Raw genomic sequence first — 18,394 nt, forward strand, 5'->3', positions numbered from 1 at the left:
CCTTTGTGGGGCTGGGGTCCAACCTGGGACGTCCCGTCCACACGATTTGCGCGGCCGCCAGGGGCATGGACGGGCTTTTGCCCGGCGTGCGTCTGGCGGCCTGTTCGTCGGTCTACCACACCGCCCCCCTGGGGCCGCCCGATCAACCCTGGTACGCCAACGCCGTGGCCGCCCTGGACGTGCCCCCGCAGGTGACACCCCGGGCGCTCTTCGACGCCCTGTGCGTCCTGGAGGCCGACCTGGGACGCAACCGAGTCTTCGAGCGCCGCTTCGGCCCCCGTTTGGCGGACATTGACCTGCTGCTCTTCGGTCGGGCGCGCCTCGACAGCGCGCGCCTGACCCTGCCCCATCCCCGCCTGGCCGAACGGGCCTTCGTGCTCGTTCCCCTGGCCGAAATCGCCCCGGACCTGACCCTGCCCGGCGGTCTCGGCGTGTCCCGGGCGCTTGCTCGATTGTCATTTGTGCGCCAGGGGGCTATCATCATACAAAGCTGAACTCTCAAGGGGAGGCTTGTCATGGGAAGATATATCCTGTTCGCCCTGACGGCGTATGTCCTTTGGAAAATGGTCGCGGGCGATTTCAAACGGAAAGCCAAGGAAAAGTCCCAACCGCGACCGGAGCCGCGCGTCGTGAAAAGTGACATGGTCAAGGATCCGGTGTGCGGCGCTTTTGTTTCCACAGCGTCTTCGGTGCGCTACGCGGGACCGGACGGCGTGTTGCGGTATTTTTGCAGCGAGGAATGCAGGCAGGCCTACGCCAGGCAAATCGAGGTGACCGACGCCTCGCCTACGAAAAAGAGGTAATGAATGAAGTTCTTTCTCGACAGCGCCAACCTGGACGAAATCAAGGCCGCCAAGGATATGGGCCTGCTCGACGGCGTGACCACCAACCCCTCGCTCTTCGCCAAGGAGAGCGGCGAGTGGCGAAAGATCGCCCAGGAAATATGCATGGTCTGCGAAGGGCCGGTGAGCCTGGAGGTGATCGGCACGACCCATGCGGACATGCTCTCCGAGGCCAAGGACTTGCTGGGCTTCGGTCCCAACGTGGTGATCAAGATCCCCATGACCGTCGAAGGGCTCAAGGCGGTGCATACGCTCAAACAGGGCAACGTGGCGGTCAACGTCACCCTGGTGTTCCAGCCCTTGCAGGCGCTTTTGGCCGCCAAGGCCGGCGCGGCCTACGTGAGTCCCTTTGTGGGCCGGGTGGACGCCGTGGGCGGCGACGGCATGGCCATGGTGGAGGAAGTGGTGGCCATCTACCGCAACTACGCCTTCGACACCCAGGTGCTGGTGGCCAGCGTGCGCAACCCCCTGCACGTGTTGCGCTCGGCCCTTATCGGCGCGGACGTGGTCACCGTGCCCTTTGGCGTCATCAAGGATCTGGCCAAGCATCCCCTCACCGACGTGGGGTTGGATACCTTTCTGAAAGACTGGGAAAAGGTGGTCAAGAAATGAGCTCGCTCTTCGTTGTCCTTTTGGAATACGCTGTTCCCCTGGAGGAAGTGGACGCCGTGCTGCCCGAGCACACCCGCTTTCTGGAAGACCACTATCGCACCGGCATGTTTCTGCTTTCCGGCCGGCGCGTGCCCCGCACGGGCGGCGTGATACTGGCCCGGGCCGCCAGCCTGGAGGCCCTTATGGACGTGCTGGCCACCGACCCCTTCAGCATGCGGGGGGTGGCCCGCTACACGCCGGTGGAGTTCGCGCCCACCATGGCCGCGCCAGCGCTTCAGGACCTGCTGGACTGACGCGCGCATTCCGCGACGTTTTTCCCCGGCCGGTGGACCGTGGTCCGCCGGCCGGCGGGAAAGAAAAACACCCCTTTCCTTTCGAGCGATTTTAAGGCAGGAAAGAAAAAACAGCTCTTGGTAACGTTTGGTTATGGAACTCACCGCCGCCACCATCCCCTACATCCTGTGTAACGCTTTTTTTTTGCCTTTTTTTCCTGCTTCCGCTTCCTGATCAATCTCCCCCTGCTTGAGCGCCCCCTGACCATCGGCTTCTTTTGGGGAGTGCTTACGGGCGATTTTACCTTGAGCCTGGGCATCTGCCTGTTCTACGAGCTCTTCTGGCTGGATCTGTTCCCGGCCGGAACCTCCATTCCTCCCAACGCCCTGGCCCCGGCCTTGGCCAGCCTGGCCGCGGCCCACTATCTGGGGCTCACGCACCCGGCCGTGGCCTGTATGGCCGTCATTTTGGCCCTGCCCTTGGGGCGCGTTTTCGCCCGCATAGAAAAGTACCATCGGCAATACGAAAACGACGCCTTCAACAGAATATTGAAATGGGCGAAGAATCCCCTCAAGGGAGCCGCCCCCTTCCAACTGACCAGGCGCTCCATGTTTATTTTGTTTCCCGTGAACTTCGTGGCTTTCGCCCTGTGCCTGTCCGCGCTCCTGGTGGTTTTGTCGCTGCTGACGCCCCAGTTCGCTCCGGTCTTGTCGCAGGTCCCTCTGAAGTGGCCCCACATGTGGGTGCTGGGCAGTGTCGGCGCCGTGCTCTCCCTGCGCCACCGACCGGCCTACGGGCTGCTTTTCGGAGGCGTGGCCCTGGCCGTGGCGATTCGCCTGATCGGCTGAGCCATTTCGTACAAGTCTCGGGCTTTCCCTTGGCAAAGGGATTGCTTTGTGATATTTAGCTCAAACTCTTTCGCCATACAATTCTTTCGAGGAGGGATCCCCAAATGGCAGCTATCGTCGTAGGACACAAAAACCCCGATACCGACTCCATCGCGGCCGCCATCGCCGTCGCCGACCTGATGACCAAACGCGGCGTTGAAGCCGTGGCCGTCGCCCAAGGCAAGACCAATCCCGAGAGCGATTTCGTGCTCGGCAAGTTCGGCGTGAAGGCTCCTGAAGTCGTCACCGACGGCACCGACAAAAAGATCATCCTGGTCGACCACTCCGATCTGGCTCAGAGCCTGGACAACCTGGGCAAGGGCGAAATCATCGGCATCGTGGACCACCACAAGCTGGGCGACGTGACCACCCCCAATCCCCTGGAAATGTGGGTCTGGCCCGCCGGCTGCACCTGCACCGTCATCACCAGCATGTATGATTTTTACGGCATCGAAATCCCCAAGAACATCGCGGGGATCATGCTGTGCGCCATCCTGAGCGACACCGTCATGTACAAGTCGCCCACCTGCACCGAGGACGACAAGAAGGCCTGTGACAAACTGGCCAAGATCGCCGGCGTGGCCGACATGATGGCTCTGGGCATGGAGATGTTCAAGGTGAAGTCCGCCGTGGACGGCACCCCCATCCGTGACCTGGTCTTCCGTGACTACAAGGACTTCAAGATGTCCGGCACCCCCGTGGGCATCGGCCAGCTGGAAGTTGTGGACCTCGCCATCCTCGACAAGTACAAAGCCGACCTGCAGGCCGATATCGCCAAGGTGAAGGCCGAAAAGGGCCTGCACTCCGTGTTCCTGCTGCTCACCGACATCATGAAGGAAGGCTCCGAGATGCTGATCGTCACCGACGATCCCGCCGTGGTGGAAAAGGCCTTCGGCATCAAGCCCGACGGAACCTCCGTCTGGCTGCCCGGCGTCATGAGCCGCAAGAAGGACGTTGTGCCCAAGTTCGAGAAGGTCTTCGGCGCCTAATCGCCCAAGCCCTCGACGAAATGACCGTAAAGGCCCGCTACGCGCAAGCGTCGCGGGCCTTTTTTTGTCTGGCCACAGGGCGTGCGCCAGGCGTCCGAGGGATCGGCGCGAGTTTCTCTCTTGCCTGCGCCTGCGCTTCAACCATGGGACCCGGCGGGGCGTGGCTTCCCCGGGCAACGTCGCCCCTCGACCGCGGGTCCATGCGCGCCCGTCTTTTCGTGCGGCCTCAGCTTCGCTTGCACGACCTGGAGCGGAATTTCGGCAACAAAAAAAGGAGGGCGGTCGATCCGCCCTCCTGACAATCGCTTCGCGTCAGGGTCGCCTGAATGGAAACCCTTCCGGTCAGGCTGTTGCGATGCAGCCTAGATGAGTCCCGCCGTCTTGAGCACTCCCGCCAACTTGGCGTCGTTTTCCTGGCTCAGGGCGACCAGGGGCAGACGCACTTCGCCCTTGACGCGGCCCATCTTGGTCAGGGCGGTCTTGGCCGGAACCGGGTTGGTCTCGAAGAACATGGCCCGGTTGATGGGCGAGAGCTGGTAGTGCAGGCGCTGGGCTTCCTTGAGGTCGCCGTTGCGGAAGGCGTCGCACATCTTGCTCACCAGGGCCGGGGCCACGTTGGAGGACACCGAAATGACCCCGTGTCCGCCCACAGCCAGGGTGGGCAAGGCGGTGAAGTCATCGCCGGAGAGCACGGTGAAGTTCGGCCCGCAGAATTCGATGACCTCGGAAACCTGGGTCAGGCTGCCCGTGGCTTCCTTGATGCCCACCACGTCCGGGACCTGCTTGGCCAGGGCGGCCACCGTGGGGGCCAGCATGTTCACCGAGGTGCGGCCCGGCACGTTGTACACGACCATGGGAAAGGGCACGGCCTTGGCCACCGCCGCGAAATGGGCGATGAGCCCGGCCTGCGTGGGCTTGTTGTAGTAGGGCGTGATGTGCAGGGCCCCGTCGGCTCCGGCTTCCTTGGCGCACTTGGTCAGTTCTATGGCTTCGGCAGTGTTGTTGGAGCCCGCTCCCGCCAGGACGGGTACGCGTTTTTTTACTTGATCCACGCAAATTTTGATGACCTCGCCATGCTCCTGGTGGGAAAGCGTGGCGGACTCGCCCGTTGTGCCGCAGGGAACGAGGCCGTGAATGCCCTGTTCGATCTGCCACTCGATAAGGGCGCGATAGGCCTCTTCGTCGAGCGTGCCGTTGGTAAACGGGGTGACGAGTGCGGTGAGTGCTCCTGAGAATTGCATGGATCCCTCCTAGACTATAACCCCGCAAAAGGCGGGGGGATGTGCGCTATCACTTGTGCTTTTCGTTGGGGTCTGGGACTCCCTGGAACAGGGCCGCCACCGCGGGGTCCGGCGTGAAGGAGTCGTCGAGCACCACCACCTTGGTGGTGTAGTTTTTCCCCTGCTCCCAGCGCGTGGCCTGGCCGTTCGGCCAGTCGAGCACGTCGACCGTGTACAGGGCCTTGCCCTTGGTGAAGGTGTGCATCCACAAGACCTTGCCACCGTCCGCCGGCTTGGCGGAAAAGCCCACTCCCGGACCGCTGCCCAAGAGCACGTCCACGACGGGTTTGGCCTTTTCCAGGTATTGCGCTTCGTTCTGCACGCCCCAGGGGCTCACGCCCACCACCAGTTTCACATTGGCCGACCGCAGTCTGGCCGCCTCGCGTTCGATGCGTTCGAACATGGCCTCGCTGGGCGAGTCCATGGCACTTTTGAGCACCGGAAAAAACACGAAACCGATCTGTCCGCCAGGAGTGTTCACCACAGAGGAGCGCACGTCCTTGGCGTCCAGGGTCAGCCAATCGCCCGTCAGGGTCAGGCCGTGAGACTTGATCGCCTCGGCCTCGGCGGGAGACAGGCTCCCGATCGAATAGCCCAGCTTGTCGAACGCCTTGACCAACGGCTCCCACGCCTTGGGATCGGGCTTTTCGGACTTGTCGTCGGCGATGAACTCGAAGGCTCCCGCCACAAAGACCGTCTTGCCCGCCATGGTTTTGTCCTGACGGTATTTTTCAAAAACGCCAGCCCGCCGGGCCAGCCCACCAATGGTGCGATGGCCTCAAGTGGGGCAGGGATTGAAATAGCCCCAGGTGTTGCCGGAAAAAACCAGTGACGTCACAGGTTCTTCGGCCCAGGCGGCTCCTGCCGGAAAGCAGAGCAGAGCCAGGACCGCGAAAAGCCTGAAAGCGAGACGCATGAAATGCACCCTATTTGTTAAGGTATTCCTTGAGCTCCTTGCCGGGCCGGAAAAACGGCAGGCGTTTGGGAGCGACATTGACGACATCGCCGGATTTGGGGTTGCGGCCGGTATAGCCCTTGTAGCTTTTCACCTTGAAACTGCCGAAGCCGCGAATTTCCACCCTGTCGCCCTCGACCAGGGCGTTCTTGATGGAGTCGATGAAGGAGTTCACCACGGCCGAAGCCTCGTCCACATGGATGTCGCGCAATTCGGCCAACGACTTGATGAGCTCGCTTTTGTTCATGACCACCCCTCCCCTTTGAATGACGAGGCCATACGCCTCCCGCCGTTGTACTTCAAGTCGAAATGAGACTCAGAGTTTTGAATTTATTGCGAAGATGACATGGGAGTCAAGTCAGGCGGGCGAGATCTTTTTCACCACCGACTGCGTCTTGAGCATTTCGCCCTGTTGGGCCCTGTACCGGCCCAGCTTGATGGCCAGGGCCAGCACGTCCTTGGAGGCGCGACAGGTAGGGGCGTGCTTGATAAACGGAATCTGGCGGCGTACCGCCTCGGGCAGGTTGGAATCCGAGTGTACGGCCCCCAGATAGGTGATCTCGATATCGAGAAAGTGTTTGCACACCGCGCGCAGGCGATCGAAGGTCTGCTCCGCCTCGCGCAGGGTGGAGGCCTGGTTGACCACCACCATGAAGTCCGTGACCCCGTGTTGGTTCTTGAGCACCTTGATGACCGCGTAACAGTCGGTGAGCGACGTGGGCTCGGGCGTGACAACCAGGATGCGCAGATGGGCCATGCAGGCCACGGCGAGCACGGTCTTGCCGATTCCCGCCCCCAGGTCGAAGAACACGTAGTCGTATCCGCCCAGGACGGCGTTTAACTTGTCGAACACGGCGTCGCGCATGTCGTCGTCGAGGTCGAGCAGATCGGGCACGCCGCTGGCGGCGGGCAGGAAGTCGAAGCCGCCCGGTTCGATGGGCAGCATGACGTCGGTCGCTTCCACGCCCGGGCGCAGGAGGTCCTGCAGGGTCTTTTCCGGCGACAGGCCAAGCAGCACGTCGATGTTGGCAAGGCCCACGTCGAAATCCATCACCAGGAGGCGGTGTTTGGCCTTGTACAGGGCGTAAGCCAGATTGAGCGCCAGGTTGGTTTTTCCCACCCCGCCCTTGCCGGACAAAATCGCCACGCTCAAAGCGCCTTTGGGGTTTAACGAGTCAGTGGTCATGAGTCAGGCCCCGTGAAGAGGAATTGTTTCTCCTGGGCGTGCACCAGGGTATCTTTGGTCGTATCCACCAGGTCGGGAATGGGAGCCTTGACCAGACGGTCCTTGCCCTGGGCCTTGGCCTGGTAGAGAGCCTTGTCGGCCAGGTCCATGAAAGCGTCCACCGAAAGGGGCGCCTTGCCCTTGGTGCAGGCCAGGCCCACGGAAACGGTCATGGTCACCGGGCGTTCCACCCCCTCGCAGAGCACCTTGCGTCCGCGCACCACGCCCAGCAGCCGGTTCACCGTGGCTTCCGCCTGGCGCATGCTCGATCCGGGCAGGATCAGGGCGAACTCCTCGCCGCCCACGCGCGCCGCCGTGTCGTAGGTCCTTGTGCTCTGGAGCAAGGCCCCGGCCAGGCTGATGAGCACCTTGTCCCCGCACACGTGGCCGAAGCGGTCGTTGACGGACTTGAAATCGTCCAGGTCGAGCATGGCCAGGCACAGGGGAACGGCTCCCCGAAAGGCCCGTTCCAGTTCGATCTTGAGCGACTTCTGAAACGTGCGCCGGTTGGCCAGGCCGGTCAACGGATCCTGGTAGGACTGATAGGAAAGTTCGTCCAGGGTCTTTTGCAGTTGGGCCAGGTGCGGCATGGGGTTCTCGTCCGCCGGCAGGGTCAGCCAGTGGTGAAAGCCGCCTTCGCGCACCAACTCCTCCCATTCCGTCTGGGTCAGGCCGGCGCACAGCCTGGCCACGATGAGTCCCGTCTTGCCGTCGTAGGCCGACGCGCTTTCCTTGGCGCTCAGGGCCTCGCGCAGGCGGTTGAGTTCCTCCAGCAGGGCCTGTCGATTGAGCAGGCTCTTTTGCGCGTCGTCCTTACGAGCCGACATGGAAGTTGAGCAGGTACTGACGGATGAGGGTGTCGATCTCGCCGTCGAGAACGGCGTCCACGTCGCCCACCTCGTGGTTGGTGCGATGGTCCTTCACCAGCCTGTAGGGTTGCAGCGTGTACGTGCGTATCTGGCTGCCGAATCCGATGGCTTCCTTGGACTGGTACTCGGCCTGGCGCATGGCCTGCTGTTTCTGCAACTCCAGGTCGTAGAGGCGGGCCTTGAGCACCTTGAAGGCGGATTCCTTGTTGCGGTGTTGGGACTTCTCGTTCTGGCACTGCACCACGATGCCCGTGGGCATGTGGGTAAGGCGGATGGCCGAGCTGGTCTTGTTGACGTGCTGTCCGCCCGGACCGCTGGCCCGGAACACGTCCACCCGCACGTCCTCGTCGCGGATGTCGATCTGGATGTCGGCTCCGGCGTCGGGATAGACGTCCACCGAGGCGAACGAGGTATGGCGCCGCCCGGACGAATCGAAGGGCGAAATGCGGATCAGGCGGTGGATGCCCTTTTCGGCCTTGAGGAATCCGTAGGCGTAGGCCCCGTTGATCTGCAAGGTGACGCTTTTGATGCCGGCCTCGTCGCCGGGCAGCAGGTCGAGCACATCCACGCCGAAGTTGTGGCGTTCGCACCAGCGGCGGTACATGCGCAGAAGCATTTCGGCCCAGTCCTGGGACTCGGTGCCGCCGGCTCCGGGGTGGATTTCCAGAATGGCCCCGGAACTGTCTTCGGCCCCGCCCAGCAGAGTGGTGAGTTCGGCCGATTCAAGTTGCTCGGTCAGCGCGCCGATCTGGTCGGCCAGGGCCTGGAGCACCTCGGGACTTGCGTCCTCGGCGGCCATGAGCAACCATTCGTCCAGGTCCTGACGGGCCTGGTTGAGGGATTCGTACTGGGCCACCTTGCCGCTCAGAACGGACTTTTCCCGCAGAAACGGGGTCATGCGTTCGGGGTCGTTCCAAGCGTCGGGCTTGGAAATTTCTGTTTCTATGGCTTCGAGGCGTTTCTTTTTGCCCTCCAGGTCAAAGACGCCCCCAGAGGGTGTCGAACTTGTCCTGGAGATCCTTGCCTTGGGCCTTGAGTTCTGGATAGTGCAGAAGAGCCATGATTTCGCTTTATTTCCCGCGTTGTCGATACAGGGCGGCTGCGAACAGTCCGATCGCCGCGAAGGCGGCCGCCACTGGCAGAAGGTCGTGAAGGCGGTGGAAAACCGTGATCGTCTCCACCAGGGGGACGGGACCGAAGGTGACGGCGGCGTCCTCGAAGAGCGCCGTGGCGCCGAGTACTCTCCCTTTGGGATCGACCAGGGCGCTGATGCCGGTATTGGTGGCCCGCACGAGGCAGCGTCCCTGTTCGACCGCGCGCAAAACGGCCAAGTCGAGATGCTGATAGGGAGTCGCGGACCTGCCGTACCAGGCGTCGTTGGAGATGTTCACCAGCACGTTGGCCCCCTGGCTGACGCGCTTCTGGGCCAGTTCCGGAAAGATTGATTCGTAACAGATGAGCATGCCCATGGCAAGGCGGCCGCTTCGCAGGGGCGCGGTATGCCTGCCCGGCGTAAACCCGCCCACGCCCTGCATGAGGCTTTCGAGAAGGGGCAGGTCCTTGCCGAAGGGGGCGTATTCGCCGAAGGGGACCAGATGTTCCTTGTCGTAGAAGGCTTCCAGCCCGGCCGTGGTGATGAGAAAAGCCCGGTTGAACAGGGCCAAGTCCTTGCCGTCGCGCCGAAAACCCGGCGCCCCGGCCACCAGGGGGAGCCCGGTCCGGGCGCAGAACCCCTTGACCTTCATCGTAAGCGACGACGCGTTTTGAATGTAGAAGGGCAACGCGGTCTCGGGCCAGATGAGGATGTCGGGACGTTCGGGCAGGGTCCTGTCCGACAACTCCAGGTAGTGGTCCACCGTGGCGGCCTGGAAGGCCGGGTCCCATTTGACGGACTGGTCCACGTTGCCCTGGATCACGGCCGCGCGAAAGGAGCCCGTTTCCTGGATCGGCTGCCGCAAGGCGAGCGAGCCTTGCGCGCCAAGCGCCACAAGGAGGGCCAAACCGGCCGTCCGACAGGCAACGGCGCGTCCCGGAACGGCCAGCCAGGCCGCCGATGCGGCCAACAGCCCGCCCAGGCCCCAGGCTCCGACCAGGGCCAGGCTTTGCAGGGCGAAGGGCCAGGGCGTCAGGGCCGCTGCCGAGCAAGTCCAGGGAAAGCCGGTGAAAAGCCAGCCCCGCGCCATCTCCACGCACCACCAGAGGGCTCCGGCCAGAAGTCCCGTGACCAGCGGGGGCAGTCCGGGTTTGGCCCTGGCCAGGACCCAGGCGAAGGCCGCCGGATAGAGGCCCAACACGCAGCCCATGAGCCCGGGGCAGGGCGCGGCCAGCACCCAGGGCACGTCGGCGTAGTCGTGAACGGGGATGGCGACCCAGTAGAGGTTGCCCCAGGCGGCCAGCACGCCGCACAGATAGCCGCGCCAAGCCGCCTGTCGGGGAGAGTCGGCCAGAAAGGCGATGCGGGCCAGGCACCAGTGAAAGACCAGGATGAGCAGGGGCAGCCTGGCCACGGGGTTGGCCAGGGAGAAAAACGCCCCGGCCGCGCCGATGACGGCCAGGGCGTGCAACCGGTCGAAACTGGGCGGGGTCGACCGGGCGAAAAAAGCGAGGGACTTCAAAGCGTTTGATCCTTTATTCCGTCGGGGTGGGCTCCGGCTCGGGCTGGGGTTCTATGCGCACCCAGCGTACCTGGCGACGGTCGGCCTGGGTGACGGTGAAGATCTTTCCCGCCAGGCTGAAGGACTCGCCCTGCCGGGGAACGCGTCCGGCCAATTGGCTCAGGTAGCCGCCCACGGTCTCCACCTCGTCGGATTCCAGGGCAATGCCGAACCGCTCTTCGAGGTCCTCCAGGGGGAAGCGTCCCGACACCTCCAGTATGCCGTCTTCAAATTCCTGATAGTCCTGGGGCTTGGTGGGATCGTGTTCGTCCTCGATCTCGCCCACGATCTCTTCGAGCACGTCCTCGAACGTGACCAGGCCCGAGGTGCCCCCGTATTCGTCCAGGGCTATGGCGATGTGGATGCGCCTGTTCTGGAATTCCCGAAACATCTCTTTGAGGTTCTTGCTTTCCGGGACGAACAGCAGGTCCCGCATGACCGCCGAAAGGGGGGTCTCGGACTGGTCAGGCTCCAGAAGGTAGCGCAGCAGGTCCTTGGCGTGGATCACGCCGACCATGTGGTCTCGGTTGTGACGACAGATGGGAATGCGCGAATAGCCGTTTTCGATGATGAGTTGGCAGACTTCCTGAATGGTGTCGTTTTCTTCGGCGCAGGCGATGTCCGTGCGAGGGATCATGATGTCGGCCACTTGCTTGTGCCCCAGGCGCAAGACCTTGATGAGCATGGCCGCGTCCTCGGCCGGCACTTCGCCGTCCTGTCTGGCTGCGAGGATAAGCTCTTCCAGGGGCAGATCGTTGCGGCCGCCGAAAAACTTGTTCAACAAATGCTTTAATCGTCCTTCCGGTCCGTCGTCCAACGTGGTCCTCCATTTTTTTGTCCGATTGTCGCACGCGCGCGTTACGATTTCGCGTCGTGAGCCTTGCGGGCGTCAGGTCTGGCCGCGGCTGCGGTAGAGTTCGAGGTGCAGTTCGTAAACCCAGTTGTCCAGTTCGTAAACGCCGTAGTCGCGCACCACCGAGCGCCAGCGCAGGCCGGTGAGCGGCGGTGGCTGGATGACTCCCATGGCGGTGAAGACCAAGCCCAGGGAGAGCTTTTGCTTCGACTGGCAGTCGTCGAAACACTTGAGTACCTGGCTGACCAGGTAATAGGTGACCATATCCGGCGACTCCACGCCGACGAGCGTCAGGGAGCAGACCAGATTGACGCGCAGGTCGATTTTGGCGCTGGTCGTGTGGAGGACCGACGGTTCTATGCGCAGGCGCATGCCGCCGCCGGAAATGTTTTCCAGGGTCAGTTCGCGCTTGCCTCCGGCGGTGGAGGACAATTCGGGCGGTCCCCAGGTGTCGGGCTCCTGCACCTTGGCGCCGCGCCGTTTCAGGATCTCCTCGGTCCATATCTGGATGGAAGACACGAATTTTTCCGGAGGATCCACCCGCAAGTGCTGGCGGTTCTGGTTGAATTCCAGCCGGCCCGGGTGGGAGAGGCGAATGATGGTGATGTCTTCCTGGGGCTGGTCGAAGCCGATGATTTCGGCCATGAACCCGAAGTTGGACTGCAACTGGGGCTGGTCCGGCAGTTTCATGCGAAAGCTCAAGTCCAGCGAGCGGCCGATCCAGTTCTGGTTGATGACCTTGATCGAGGGGATTTCCAGGGTGAGTCCGTTTTGGTCGGAGGAAAGCAGGGTGCCGTCGGTGGATCGGCCCACGCCCATGTCGCGGTGAAAGCTGACGCGTATCTTGCAGCGCTGGACCACGGCCGAGTCGAGCAGGTCGAGCACCCGGGCCTGGTCGGTGATCCAGGTGCTGGGAACGTCGAGCAGGCGTTTGGTCGGCTTTCGCGTGACGAACAGGCCCAAAAGGATGAGCGCCACCATAGCGCCGAAGAACAGGCCGACAACAAGAAGCGAAAGCGACGAGACATTGCCCTTGACCGAGTCCTCGAACAGCTTGGACAGGATGTCGTTCAAGGTCGCCGAGAATCGGGGAATGTCGGCCGACAGCAAGGTCATGTGGCGGTCCCGGACGGGGGTTGCCGTCCCGTTTTCCTCAGATGGATTTCCAGACAGGCCAGGGCGGCGGGAGTCACTCCGGATATGCGTCCGGCTTGGCCCAGGCTGGCCGGTTTGACCCGTCCGAGTTTTTCCACCACCTCGCGGGTCAGTCCGGCCACCTCGTCATAGGCCATGTCCGGGGGAAGTTCCACTTCTTCCGCCCGTTTGAGCCTCAAGGCGATTTCCTGCTGGCGGACCAGGTAGCCGTCGTACTTGGCCCGGATTTCGGCCTCGCGCAGCACTTCGGGAGTAAACGCCTTCAGCTCCGGCCACAGGGGGGCGAGCTGTTCGATGGAAAGCTTGGGTTGGCGCAGGATATCCGCCAGGGTGACCGCCTTGCCGGGAATGTCCGCCCCGATCGCGGTGAGTTGGTCGCGGGTGGGGGCGTCCGGCCGCACTTTGATCCGGCCCAGTCCGTCCATGACCGTGTCCAGGGCCCGACGTTTTTCCTCGAAGAGCTTCCAGTGTCCGTCGTCCACCAGTCCGAGTTCGCGTCCCAGGGGCGTGAGGCGGCTGTCGGCGTTGCCCTCGCGCAGAAGCAGCCGGTGCTCGGCGCGCGAGGTGAACATGCGGTACGGTTCGCTGGTGCCCTTGGTGACCAGATCGTCCACCAGAACGGCCATATAGGCCTGGTCGCGCCGGGGCGCGAAGGGCTCGCGACCGGTCTTGGCGCAGTAGACGTTGAGCGCCGCCCACAGCCCCTGGGCCGCGGCCTCTTCGTAGCCGCTGGTGCCGTTGATCTGGCCGGCCAGGTACAGGCCGGGCAGGGCTTTGGCTTCCAGGGTGGGGTGGAGCTGGATGGGATCGGCGTAGTCGTATTCGATGGCGTAGCCGGGGCGCACGATCTGGGCTTTTTCCAAACCCGCGATGGTGGCCAGCATGGCTTTCTGGGTTTCCAGGGGCAGACTGGTGGAGACGCCGTTGGGATAGACCTCCGGGCTGTGGAGCCCCTCGGGCTCCACAAAGACCTGATGCCGGGGCTTTTCGGGAAACCGGGCCACCTTGTCCTCGATGGAGGGACAGTAGCGCGCCCCGGTGCCGGAGATGACCCCGGTGAAGAGCGGAGAACGGTCGAATCCGGTTCGGATGGCCGCGTGCGTGGCCTCGTTGGTGTAGGTGAGCCAGCAGGGCACCTGTTCGAGCATGGGCTGGCGCATGCGGAAGCTGAACGGCGTGGGGTCCGGGTCGCCGGGCTGGGGAGTCATGGCGGAAAAGTCCACCGAGGCCTTGAGGAGCCTGGCCGGGGTGCCGGTCTTGAGCCGGCCGAGGGTCATGCCCAGTTCCCGCAGGCAGGCGGAAAGCCCAACGGCCGGCTCGTCGCCCAGCCGTCCGGCCGGACGGTGGGTGAGGCCCACGTGGATGAGCCCGTGCAGAAAGGTGCCCGTGGTGAGCATGACCGCCCAAGACGGATGTCGTTCGCCCAAGGCGGTGACGGCTCCGCCCACGCGCCCGTTTTCCACGAAAAGGCCGGTCACCTGGTCTTCGCGCACATAGAGGTTTTCCTGGGCGAAGATGTCGCGCTTGACCCGGTCCATGTAGGCCTGACGGTCGATCTGCACCCGGGTGGCCCGCACGGCGGGTCCTTTCCGGGTGTTGAGCTGGCGGAACTGGATGGCGCAGGCGTCGGCCCATACGCCCATCATGCCGCCAAGGGCGTCGATCTCCTTGACCATGTGGCCCTTGGCCAGGCCGCCGATGGCCGGATTGCAGGAGAGATGCCCCAGCCGGTCCACGTTCAGGGTGACGAGCAGGGTCTTCAGGCCCAGCCGGGCCGCGGTCATGGCCGCTTCGCATCCGGCGTGGCCCGCTCCGGCCACCACCAAGTCGAAACGGTCGGGAAAGATTTTCAGGGACATGGGATGTCAGCCGCCTCGAAGAGACCCGCGCCCGGCCGGGGGTCAGGCTTTTCCGGCGAACAGGGCATGGGCGATGACCTGGGCGTCGCCGATGTTGGAACGAATGCTGGAGCGCTCGTTGGGCTGGTGGGCGTTAGGAACCCAGGTGGCCCAGACCACGGAGTCGTAACCGGCCCGTCGCAGATAGGCGGCCACAGTGCCGCCGCCAACGCCCATGGGCTTGGGGTCGCACGAGTAGACGTCGCGCACGGCCGCCAGCAGGCGGGTCACCACCTCGGCGTCCAGGGCGGTGGCCGGCGCGGCCTGTTCGCTCTGGACGATTTCGTATTCCATGGTCACGCCGTATGCGGCGGCGATGTCGTCGCCCATGGCCTTTACCGCGTCGATCACCTCGCCCAACGGGTACCTGGGCAGGACGCGGCAGTCGAGATAGAACACGTCCCGGCCGGGAATGGTGTTGATGTTCTCGACGTTGGCTTCTTTCTTGGTGGGTTCGAACGTGGAGTGGGGGGGCGAAAAGAGGGGATCGCTGGCGTCGAACCGTTTGCCCAGCCCGGTCAGCTTGAGGATGAAGGCCGAAGCCGCCACCAGGGAGTTCACCCCCTCCTCGGGGGAGGAGGCGTGGCATTGCCGGCCGAGCACGGTGATCTTGAGCCAGAGCATGCTCTTTTCGGCCACTTCCACCATTTCGGAGGTGGGCAGCCCGAAGTCCGGGATGAGAAAGAGGTCCTTTTTGCCGAAAATCTCGGGATGGCTCTTGAGCAGGTAGTCGAGCCCGAATTTGCTGCCGTGTTCTTCGTCGGCCACGAAAAGCATGCCGTAGTTGATGGGCGGGGTGACGTCCAGGTCGCGCAGGGCCTTGGCCACCAGCAGCGAGGAGACCATGCCTTGCTGGTTGTCTTCCACGCCGCGTCCGACGAGCATGCCGTCCTCGACATGCAGGGTGTAGGGATCGTGGTCCCAGAGGGCGAGGTCGCCGGGGGGGACGATGTCCAGATGCGAAATGACCCAGAAGGTGCGGCTCGCGTCCGCGCCGGGCAACACGGCGGCGATACTCGGTCGATGCCCGCAGGTCACGCGTTCGTCCGGCGCCTGGTATTCGCGCACGTCGGACACGCCGATTGTGCGCAAGACTTCCAGCGTGTAGTCGGCCTTGGCCCGTTCGCCGGGGCCGCCGCTGTCCGGGCCAACGGCCGGGATGGCGGTCAGGTCGCGCTGCAGGGAGACGACGGTTTCCTGTTCTTTGTCGATATGGGAGAGGATGACGCCGAGCATACGGGACTCCGGGTGGTAAGAGACGGTGTTGTCAGACCGTTAAGGGCCACTCGGCGCACTGTAGCTTCGGGCGGGGCCGAAGGCAAGGCGCGAAAAAAAGCGGAGGGCCAAACCGCCCTCCGCCCCATATCGCGTTTTCGGCTTCACAGGCCGTCGAAGCCGTTCGTGCAGCCTGTTTGAAAGGCCCGCCGGCCACGGAACGAAAAAAATCACACCTGAAGCGTAGGTGTCCACGCGCGGGGTGAGCTTTTCGCGGCAACGCGGCCGACGAGGATCCTGCGGAGGCTGCTAACGGCCGCGCGCGGCGCGCTTGGAGGCCTTGAGGGGGTTGACCTTGGTCTTGCCGCCGGCGTCCTTTTCGAGCTTCATGTGGGTGGCGAAATTGCAGACCTTCTGGGCCCATTTGCGTTCGGGCAGAGGGTAGCTGGAGCAATATTTCACGCCCTCGTGTTCCTTGGTGCGCTCACACCCTTCGCATTTGTCGATGATGGGGTGGCACTCGATGCCGTTGATCATGTAAGTCTGAGCGGACATGTCTAAACCTCCATGGACGCCTGGGCATGACGCCGGGCGCGTGCCCGGACAGACACCCGTGGGCGGGTGATCGTTCTTTGGAAACGGAAGTTCTTGTCTCAATACGCGTCGGTTGTCAAGACTTGTCGCGCGCCCAAGCCTTGATGTCGTCCATTTCCGCCAGAAGGCCGGGAAAGTCGATTCCGGCGTATACGCCGTCCCGGTAGACCACCTTGCCTTCCACCATGGTCAGGCGGACCTCGCCGCCGCTGGCGGCGTAGACCAGATGCGAAGGGGCGTCGTAGAGCGGATTGAGGTTGGGGCTGTCGCCGCGCAAGGCCGTGAGGTCGGCCCGGAATCCCGGCGCCAGGCTGCCCACGTCGCGCAGTCCGACCGCCTTGGCGCCGTCCACGGTGGCCATGTCCAGCGCGTCGCGGGCGGGCAGGGCGGTGGGATCGCCGCCCACCTTGGCCAACAGGGCCGCGGCGGCCATCTCGGCGAACATGTTCAGCGCGTTGTTGCTGGCCGCGCCGTCCGTGCCCAGGCCCACGGTCACGCCGGCGGCGCGCATGGCCGCCACCGGGGCCGTGCCGGAGCCCAGCTTCATGTTGCTGCGCGGATTGTGGGCCACGCGGGTTTCGGTGGCGGCCAAAAGGTCGATTTCGTCCGGAGTGATGTCCACGGCGTGGGCCACGAGCAGGTTCGGTCCGAGCAGGCCCAGGTCGCGCAGCATGTCCACCGGACGCTTGCCGAAACGCTCCAGGCAAACGGCGGTTTCGTCCGTGGTTTCCGCCGCGTGCAGGGTGAGGGTCAGGCCTTTTGTCCGGGCCATGTCCCCGAGTTTGAGCAGTTCGTCTTTCCCCGTGGCGTAAACCGAATGGGCCACCAGGCAGGGGCGCACCAGGGGATCGTCCTCCAGGAGGCGCAGCAGGGAGTCCACCCGGGCGAAGGCCTGTTCGGTGGTGGCGTAGGACGCCGTGGGCGGATGGAACACTCCCTCGCCCACAACGGCCCGAATGCCGGCGGACCGGGCGGCCAGGGCGGTTTGTTCCTCGAACAGGTAGAGGTCGAGGAACGTGGTGCAGCCGAAGCGGAGCATCTCGGCGCAGGCCAGCAGGGCTCCCAGGCGGACGATGCGCTCGTTTAAACGCGATTCGGCGGGCCAGATGTGGTTTTCCAGCCAGTCGAGCAGGGCCAGGTCGTCCTCCAGGCCGCGAAACACGGTCATGGGCACGTGGGTATGGGCGTTTATGAGGCCCGGGAGCACGATATCGCCGCTCAGGTCGAGCACGTCTCCCGGCCGGTAGCGGGAGGCGATGTCGGCGTCTGGGCCCACTGCCAGAATTTTTCCTTCGGAGAGGGCCAGGGCCGCGTCGGTGAGAACGCGTCGGTCGCTGTCCTGGGTGACCAGGGTTCCCGCCTTGACGAGCAGGTCGCAGGGGAGTTTTTCCATGATTGAATCGCTTCTGACGGGTTTGAGGATTGTTCGACCATGAAAATGGTCGGTTGTTGACAAGGATGTCAAGCCGAAATCCCTTGTGGATCAATGGGGATAGGCGGGGAGGCTTCTTGACGGGGTTCGGCTTTTTCAGTACCGCCAGAAGGTTTGCAAATCCTTTCAGGAGCTAGACGCCATGGACCTTCGCGCCTTTATCCGCGACATCAGGGACTTTCCCAAAGAGGGAATCGTCTTCATGGACATCACCCCCCTTATCGGCGACGCGAACGCCTTCAAGGTCTCCATCGACCGCTTGGCCGACCGTTTCAAGAATTGCGGGGCCACCAAGATCGTCTGCGCCGAGGCGCGGGGGTTTATTTTTGGCGCGCCGCTGGCGTACGCCATGGGAATCGGGTTTGTGCCCGTGCGCAAGCCGGGCAAGTTGCCCTACAAGACCACCTCGGTCACCTATGACCTGGAATACGGTACCGACACCCTGCACATGCACGAAGACGCCCTGATCCGGGGCGAGAAGATCCTGGTGATCGACGACGTGCTGGCCACAGGCGGCACCTTGAAAGGCATGCTCGATCTGGTGCAGTGCGTCGAAGCCGAAGTGGTGGGAATCGGCGTTCTGCTCGAACTGGGCTTTCTCAAGGGGCGCGAAAAGCTGGGGCTCGACAGCCTGGAAAGCCTCATCGAGGTGGTCTAGCCC

19 protein-coding genes and 1 pseudogene are annotated in these 18,394 nt (G+C 63.5%); 7 read left to right on the forward strand and 13 right to left on the reverse strand.

Features of this window, described 5'->3' with window-relative positions; genetic code table 11:
- The first annotated feature begins 5 nt into the window (after window positions 1-5).
- The 6 genes and pseudogenes from folK (at window position 6) to ACYQ01_RS00290 (ending at window position 3,603) form a co-directional block, all read left to right on the forward strand.
- Window positions 6-494 carry a 2-amino-4-hydroxy-6-hydroxymethyldihydropteridine diphosphokinase gene (gene folK, locus ACYQ01_RS00265; protein ID WP_459931837.1) on the forward strand — a complete coding sequence of 163 codons (489 nt, stop codon included), beginning with the start codon at window positions 6-8 and terminating at the stop codon, window positions 492-494.
- A gap of 21 nt (window positions 495-515) precedes the next feature.
- Window positions 516-803, forward strand: coding sequence for a transcriptional regulator (locus ACYQ01_RS00270; protein WP_459931838.1), 288 nt, complete (start codon window positions 516-518; stop codon window positions 801-803).
- A gap of 3 nt (window positions 804-806) precedes the next feature.
- Window positions 807-1,454: a fructose-6-phosphate aldolase gene (gene fsa / locus ACYQ01_RS00275; RefSeq protein ID WP_459931839.1), complete on the forward strand. Its 648-nt coding sequence runs from the start codon at window positions 807-809 to the stop codon at window positions 1,452-1,454.
- Window positions 1,451-1,747 carry a YciI family protein gene (locus tag ACYQ01_RS00280; RefSeq protein WP_459931840.1) on the forward strand — a complete coding sequence of 99 codons (297 nt, stop codon included), beginning with the start codon at window positions 1,451-1,453 and terminating at the stop codon, window positions 1,745-1,747. The genes fsa and ACYQ01_RS00280 overlap by 4 nt, the downstream gene beginning before the upstream one ends.
- 192 nt (window positions 1,748-1,939) lie before the next feature.
- Window positions 1,940-2,575: pseudogene (locus ACYQ01_RS00285) on the forward strand (PTS sugar transporter subunit IIC); the annotation flags it as partial.
- Between the two features lie 104 nt (window positions 2,576-2,679).
- Window positions 2,680-3,603: a manganese-dependent inorganic pyrophosphatase gene (locus ACYQ01_RS00290; protein WP_459931841.1), complete on the forward strand. Its 924-nt coding sequence runs from the start codon at window positions 2,680-2,682 to the stop codon at window positions 3,601-3,603.
- Window positions 3,604-3,965: 362 nt separating this feature from the next.
- Here the strand turns inward: ACYQ01_RS00290 and dapA are convergent, their stop codons facing one another.
- The 13 genes from dapA to ACYQ01_RS00355 form a co-directional block, all read right to left on the reverse strand.
- Complete coding sequence (gene dapA, locus ACYQ01_RS00295) at window positions 3,966-4,844, reverse strand: 4-hydroxy-tetrahydrodipicolinate synthase (protein ID WP_459931842.1); 879 nt, start codon at window positions 4,842-4,844, stop codon at window positions 3,966-3,968.
- Window positions 4,845-4,893: 49 nt separating this feature from the next.
- Window positions 4,894-5,799, reverse strand: coding sequence for a UshA-like (seleno)protein family 2 (locus tag ACYQ01_RS00300; protein WP_459931843.1), 906 nt, complete (start codon window positions 5,797-5,799; stop codon window positions 4,894-4,896).
- A 10-nt stretch (window positions 5,800-5,809) separates the two neighbouring features.
- Window positions 5,810-6,085, reverse strand: coding sequence for an HU family DNA-binding protein (locus ACYQ01_RS00305; RefSeq protein ID WP_459931844.1), 276 nt, complete (start codon window positions 6,083-6,085; stop codon window positions 5,810-5,812).
- A gap of 111 nt (window positions 6,086-6,196) precedes the next feature.
- Complete coding sequence (locus ACYQ01_RS00310) at window positions 6,197-7,024, reverse strand: MinD/ParA family protein (protein WP_459931845.1); 828 nt, start codon at window positions 7,022-7,024, stop codon at window positions 6,197-6,199.
- A complete protein-coding gene (locus ACYQ01_RS00315) occupies window positions 7,021-7,890 on the reverse strand; it encodes a GGDEF domain-containing protein (RefSeq protein WP_459931846.1) in 870 nt (289 codons plus the stop codon). Before ACYQ01_RS00315 ends, ACYQ01_RS00310 begins: the two co-directional genes overlap by 4 nt.
- Window positions 7,877-8,993, reverse strand: a protein-coding gene (prfB, locus tag ACYQ01_RS00320) for a peptide chain release factor 2 (RefSeq protein ID WP_459931847.1) whose coding sequence is annotated in 2 segments (ribosomal slippage) — window positions 7,877-8,911 and window positions 8,913-8,993 — 1,116 coding nt in all. Because the reading frame shifts where the segments join, the coding sequence is not laid out codon by codon here. The genes ACYQ01_RS00315 and prfB overlap by 14 nt, the downstream gene beginning before the upstream one ends.
- Window positions 8,994-9,002: 9 nt before the next feature.
- A complete protein-coding gene (gene lnt, locus ACYQ01_RS00325; RefSeq protein ID WP_459931848.1) occupies window positions 9,003-10,547 on the reverse strand; it encodes an apolipoprotein N-acyltransferase in 1,545 nt (514 codons plus the stop codon).
- A gap of 13 nt (window positions 10,548-10,560) precedes the next feature.
- Window positions 10,561-11,367 carry a hemolysin family protein gene (locus ACYQ01_RS00330; protein WP_459931849.1) on the reverse strand — a complete coding sequence of 269 codons (807 nt, stop codon included), beginning with the start codon at window positions 11,365-11,367 and terminating at the stop codon, window positions 10,561-10,563.
- A 108-nt stretch (window positions 11,368-11,475) separates the two neighbouring features.
- Window positions 11,476-12,555, reverse strand: a complete 1,080-nt coding sequence (locus ACYQ01_RS00335) for a PilZ domain-containing protein (protein ID WP_459931850.1) — start codon at window positions 12,553-12,555, stop codon at window positions 11,476-11,478.
- The gene (gene mnmG, locus ACYQ01_RS00340; RefSeq protein WP_459931851.1) at window positions 12,552-14,453 is read right to left on the reverse strand and encodes a tRNA uridine-5-carboxymethylaminomethyl(34) synthesis enzyme MnmG; all 1,902 of its coding nucleotides are present in this window, start codon (window positions 14,451-14,453) and stop codon (window positions 12,552-12,554) included. The genes ACYQ01_RS00335 and mnmG overlap by 4 nt, the downstream gene beginning before the upstream one ends.
- A 42-nt stretch (window positions 14,454-14,495) precedes the next feature.
- Window positions 14,496-15,728 (reverse strand): M20 family metallo-hydrolase, encoded by a 1,233-nt coding sequence (locus ACYQ01_RS00345; RefSeq protein WP_459931852.1) that lies wholly within the window; start codon window positions 15,726-15,728, stop codon window positions 14,496-14,498.
- A gap of 288 nt (window positions 15,729-16,016) precedes the next feature.
- Window positions 16,017-16,262 carry a PxxKW family cysteine-rich protein gene (locus ACYQ01_RS00350; RefSeq protein ID WP_459931853.1) on the reverse strand — a complete coding sequence of 82 codons (246 nt, stop codon included), beginning with the start codon at window positions 16,260-16,262 and terminating at the stop codon, window positions 16,017-16,019.
- A gap of 115 nt (window positions 16,263-16,377) precedes the next feature.
- Entirely contained in the window at window positions 16,378-17,694 is a 1,317-nt protein-coding gene (locus tag ACYQ01_RS00355; protein ID WP_459931854.1) for an amidohydrolase, read from the reverse strand.
- Between the two features lie 181 nt (window positions 17,695-17,875).
- On the opposite strand from ACYQ01_RS00355, the gene ACYQ01_RS00360 reads away from it, so the two are divergent.
- Window positions 17,876-18,391 (forward strand): adenine phosphoribosyltransferase, encoded by a 516-nt coding sequence (locus ACYQ01_RS00360; RefSeq protein ID WP_459931855.1) that lies wholly within the window; start codon window positions 17,876-17,878, stop codon window positions 18,389-18,391.
- Window positions 18,392-18,394: the final 3 nt, after the last annotated feature.

It is taken from the genome of Fundidesulfovibrio butyratiphilus (assembly GCF_054657235.1).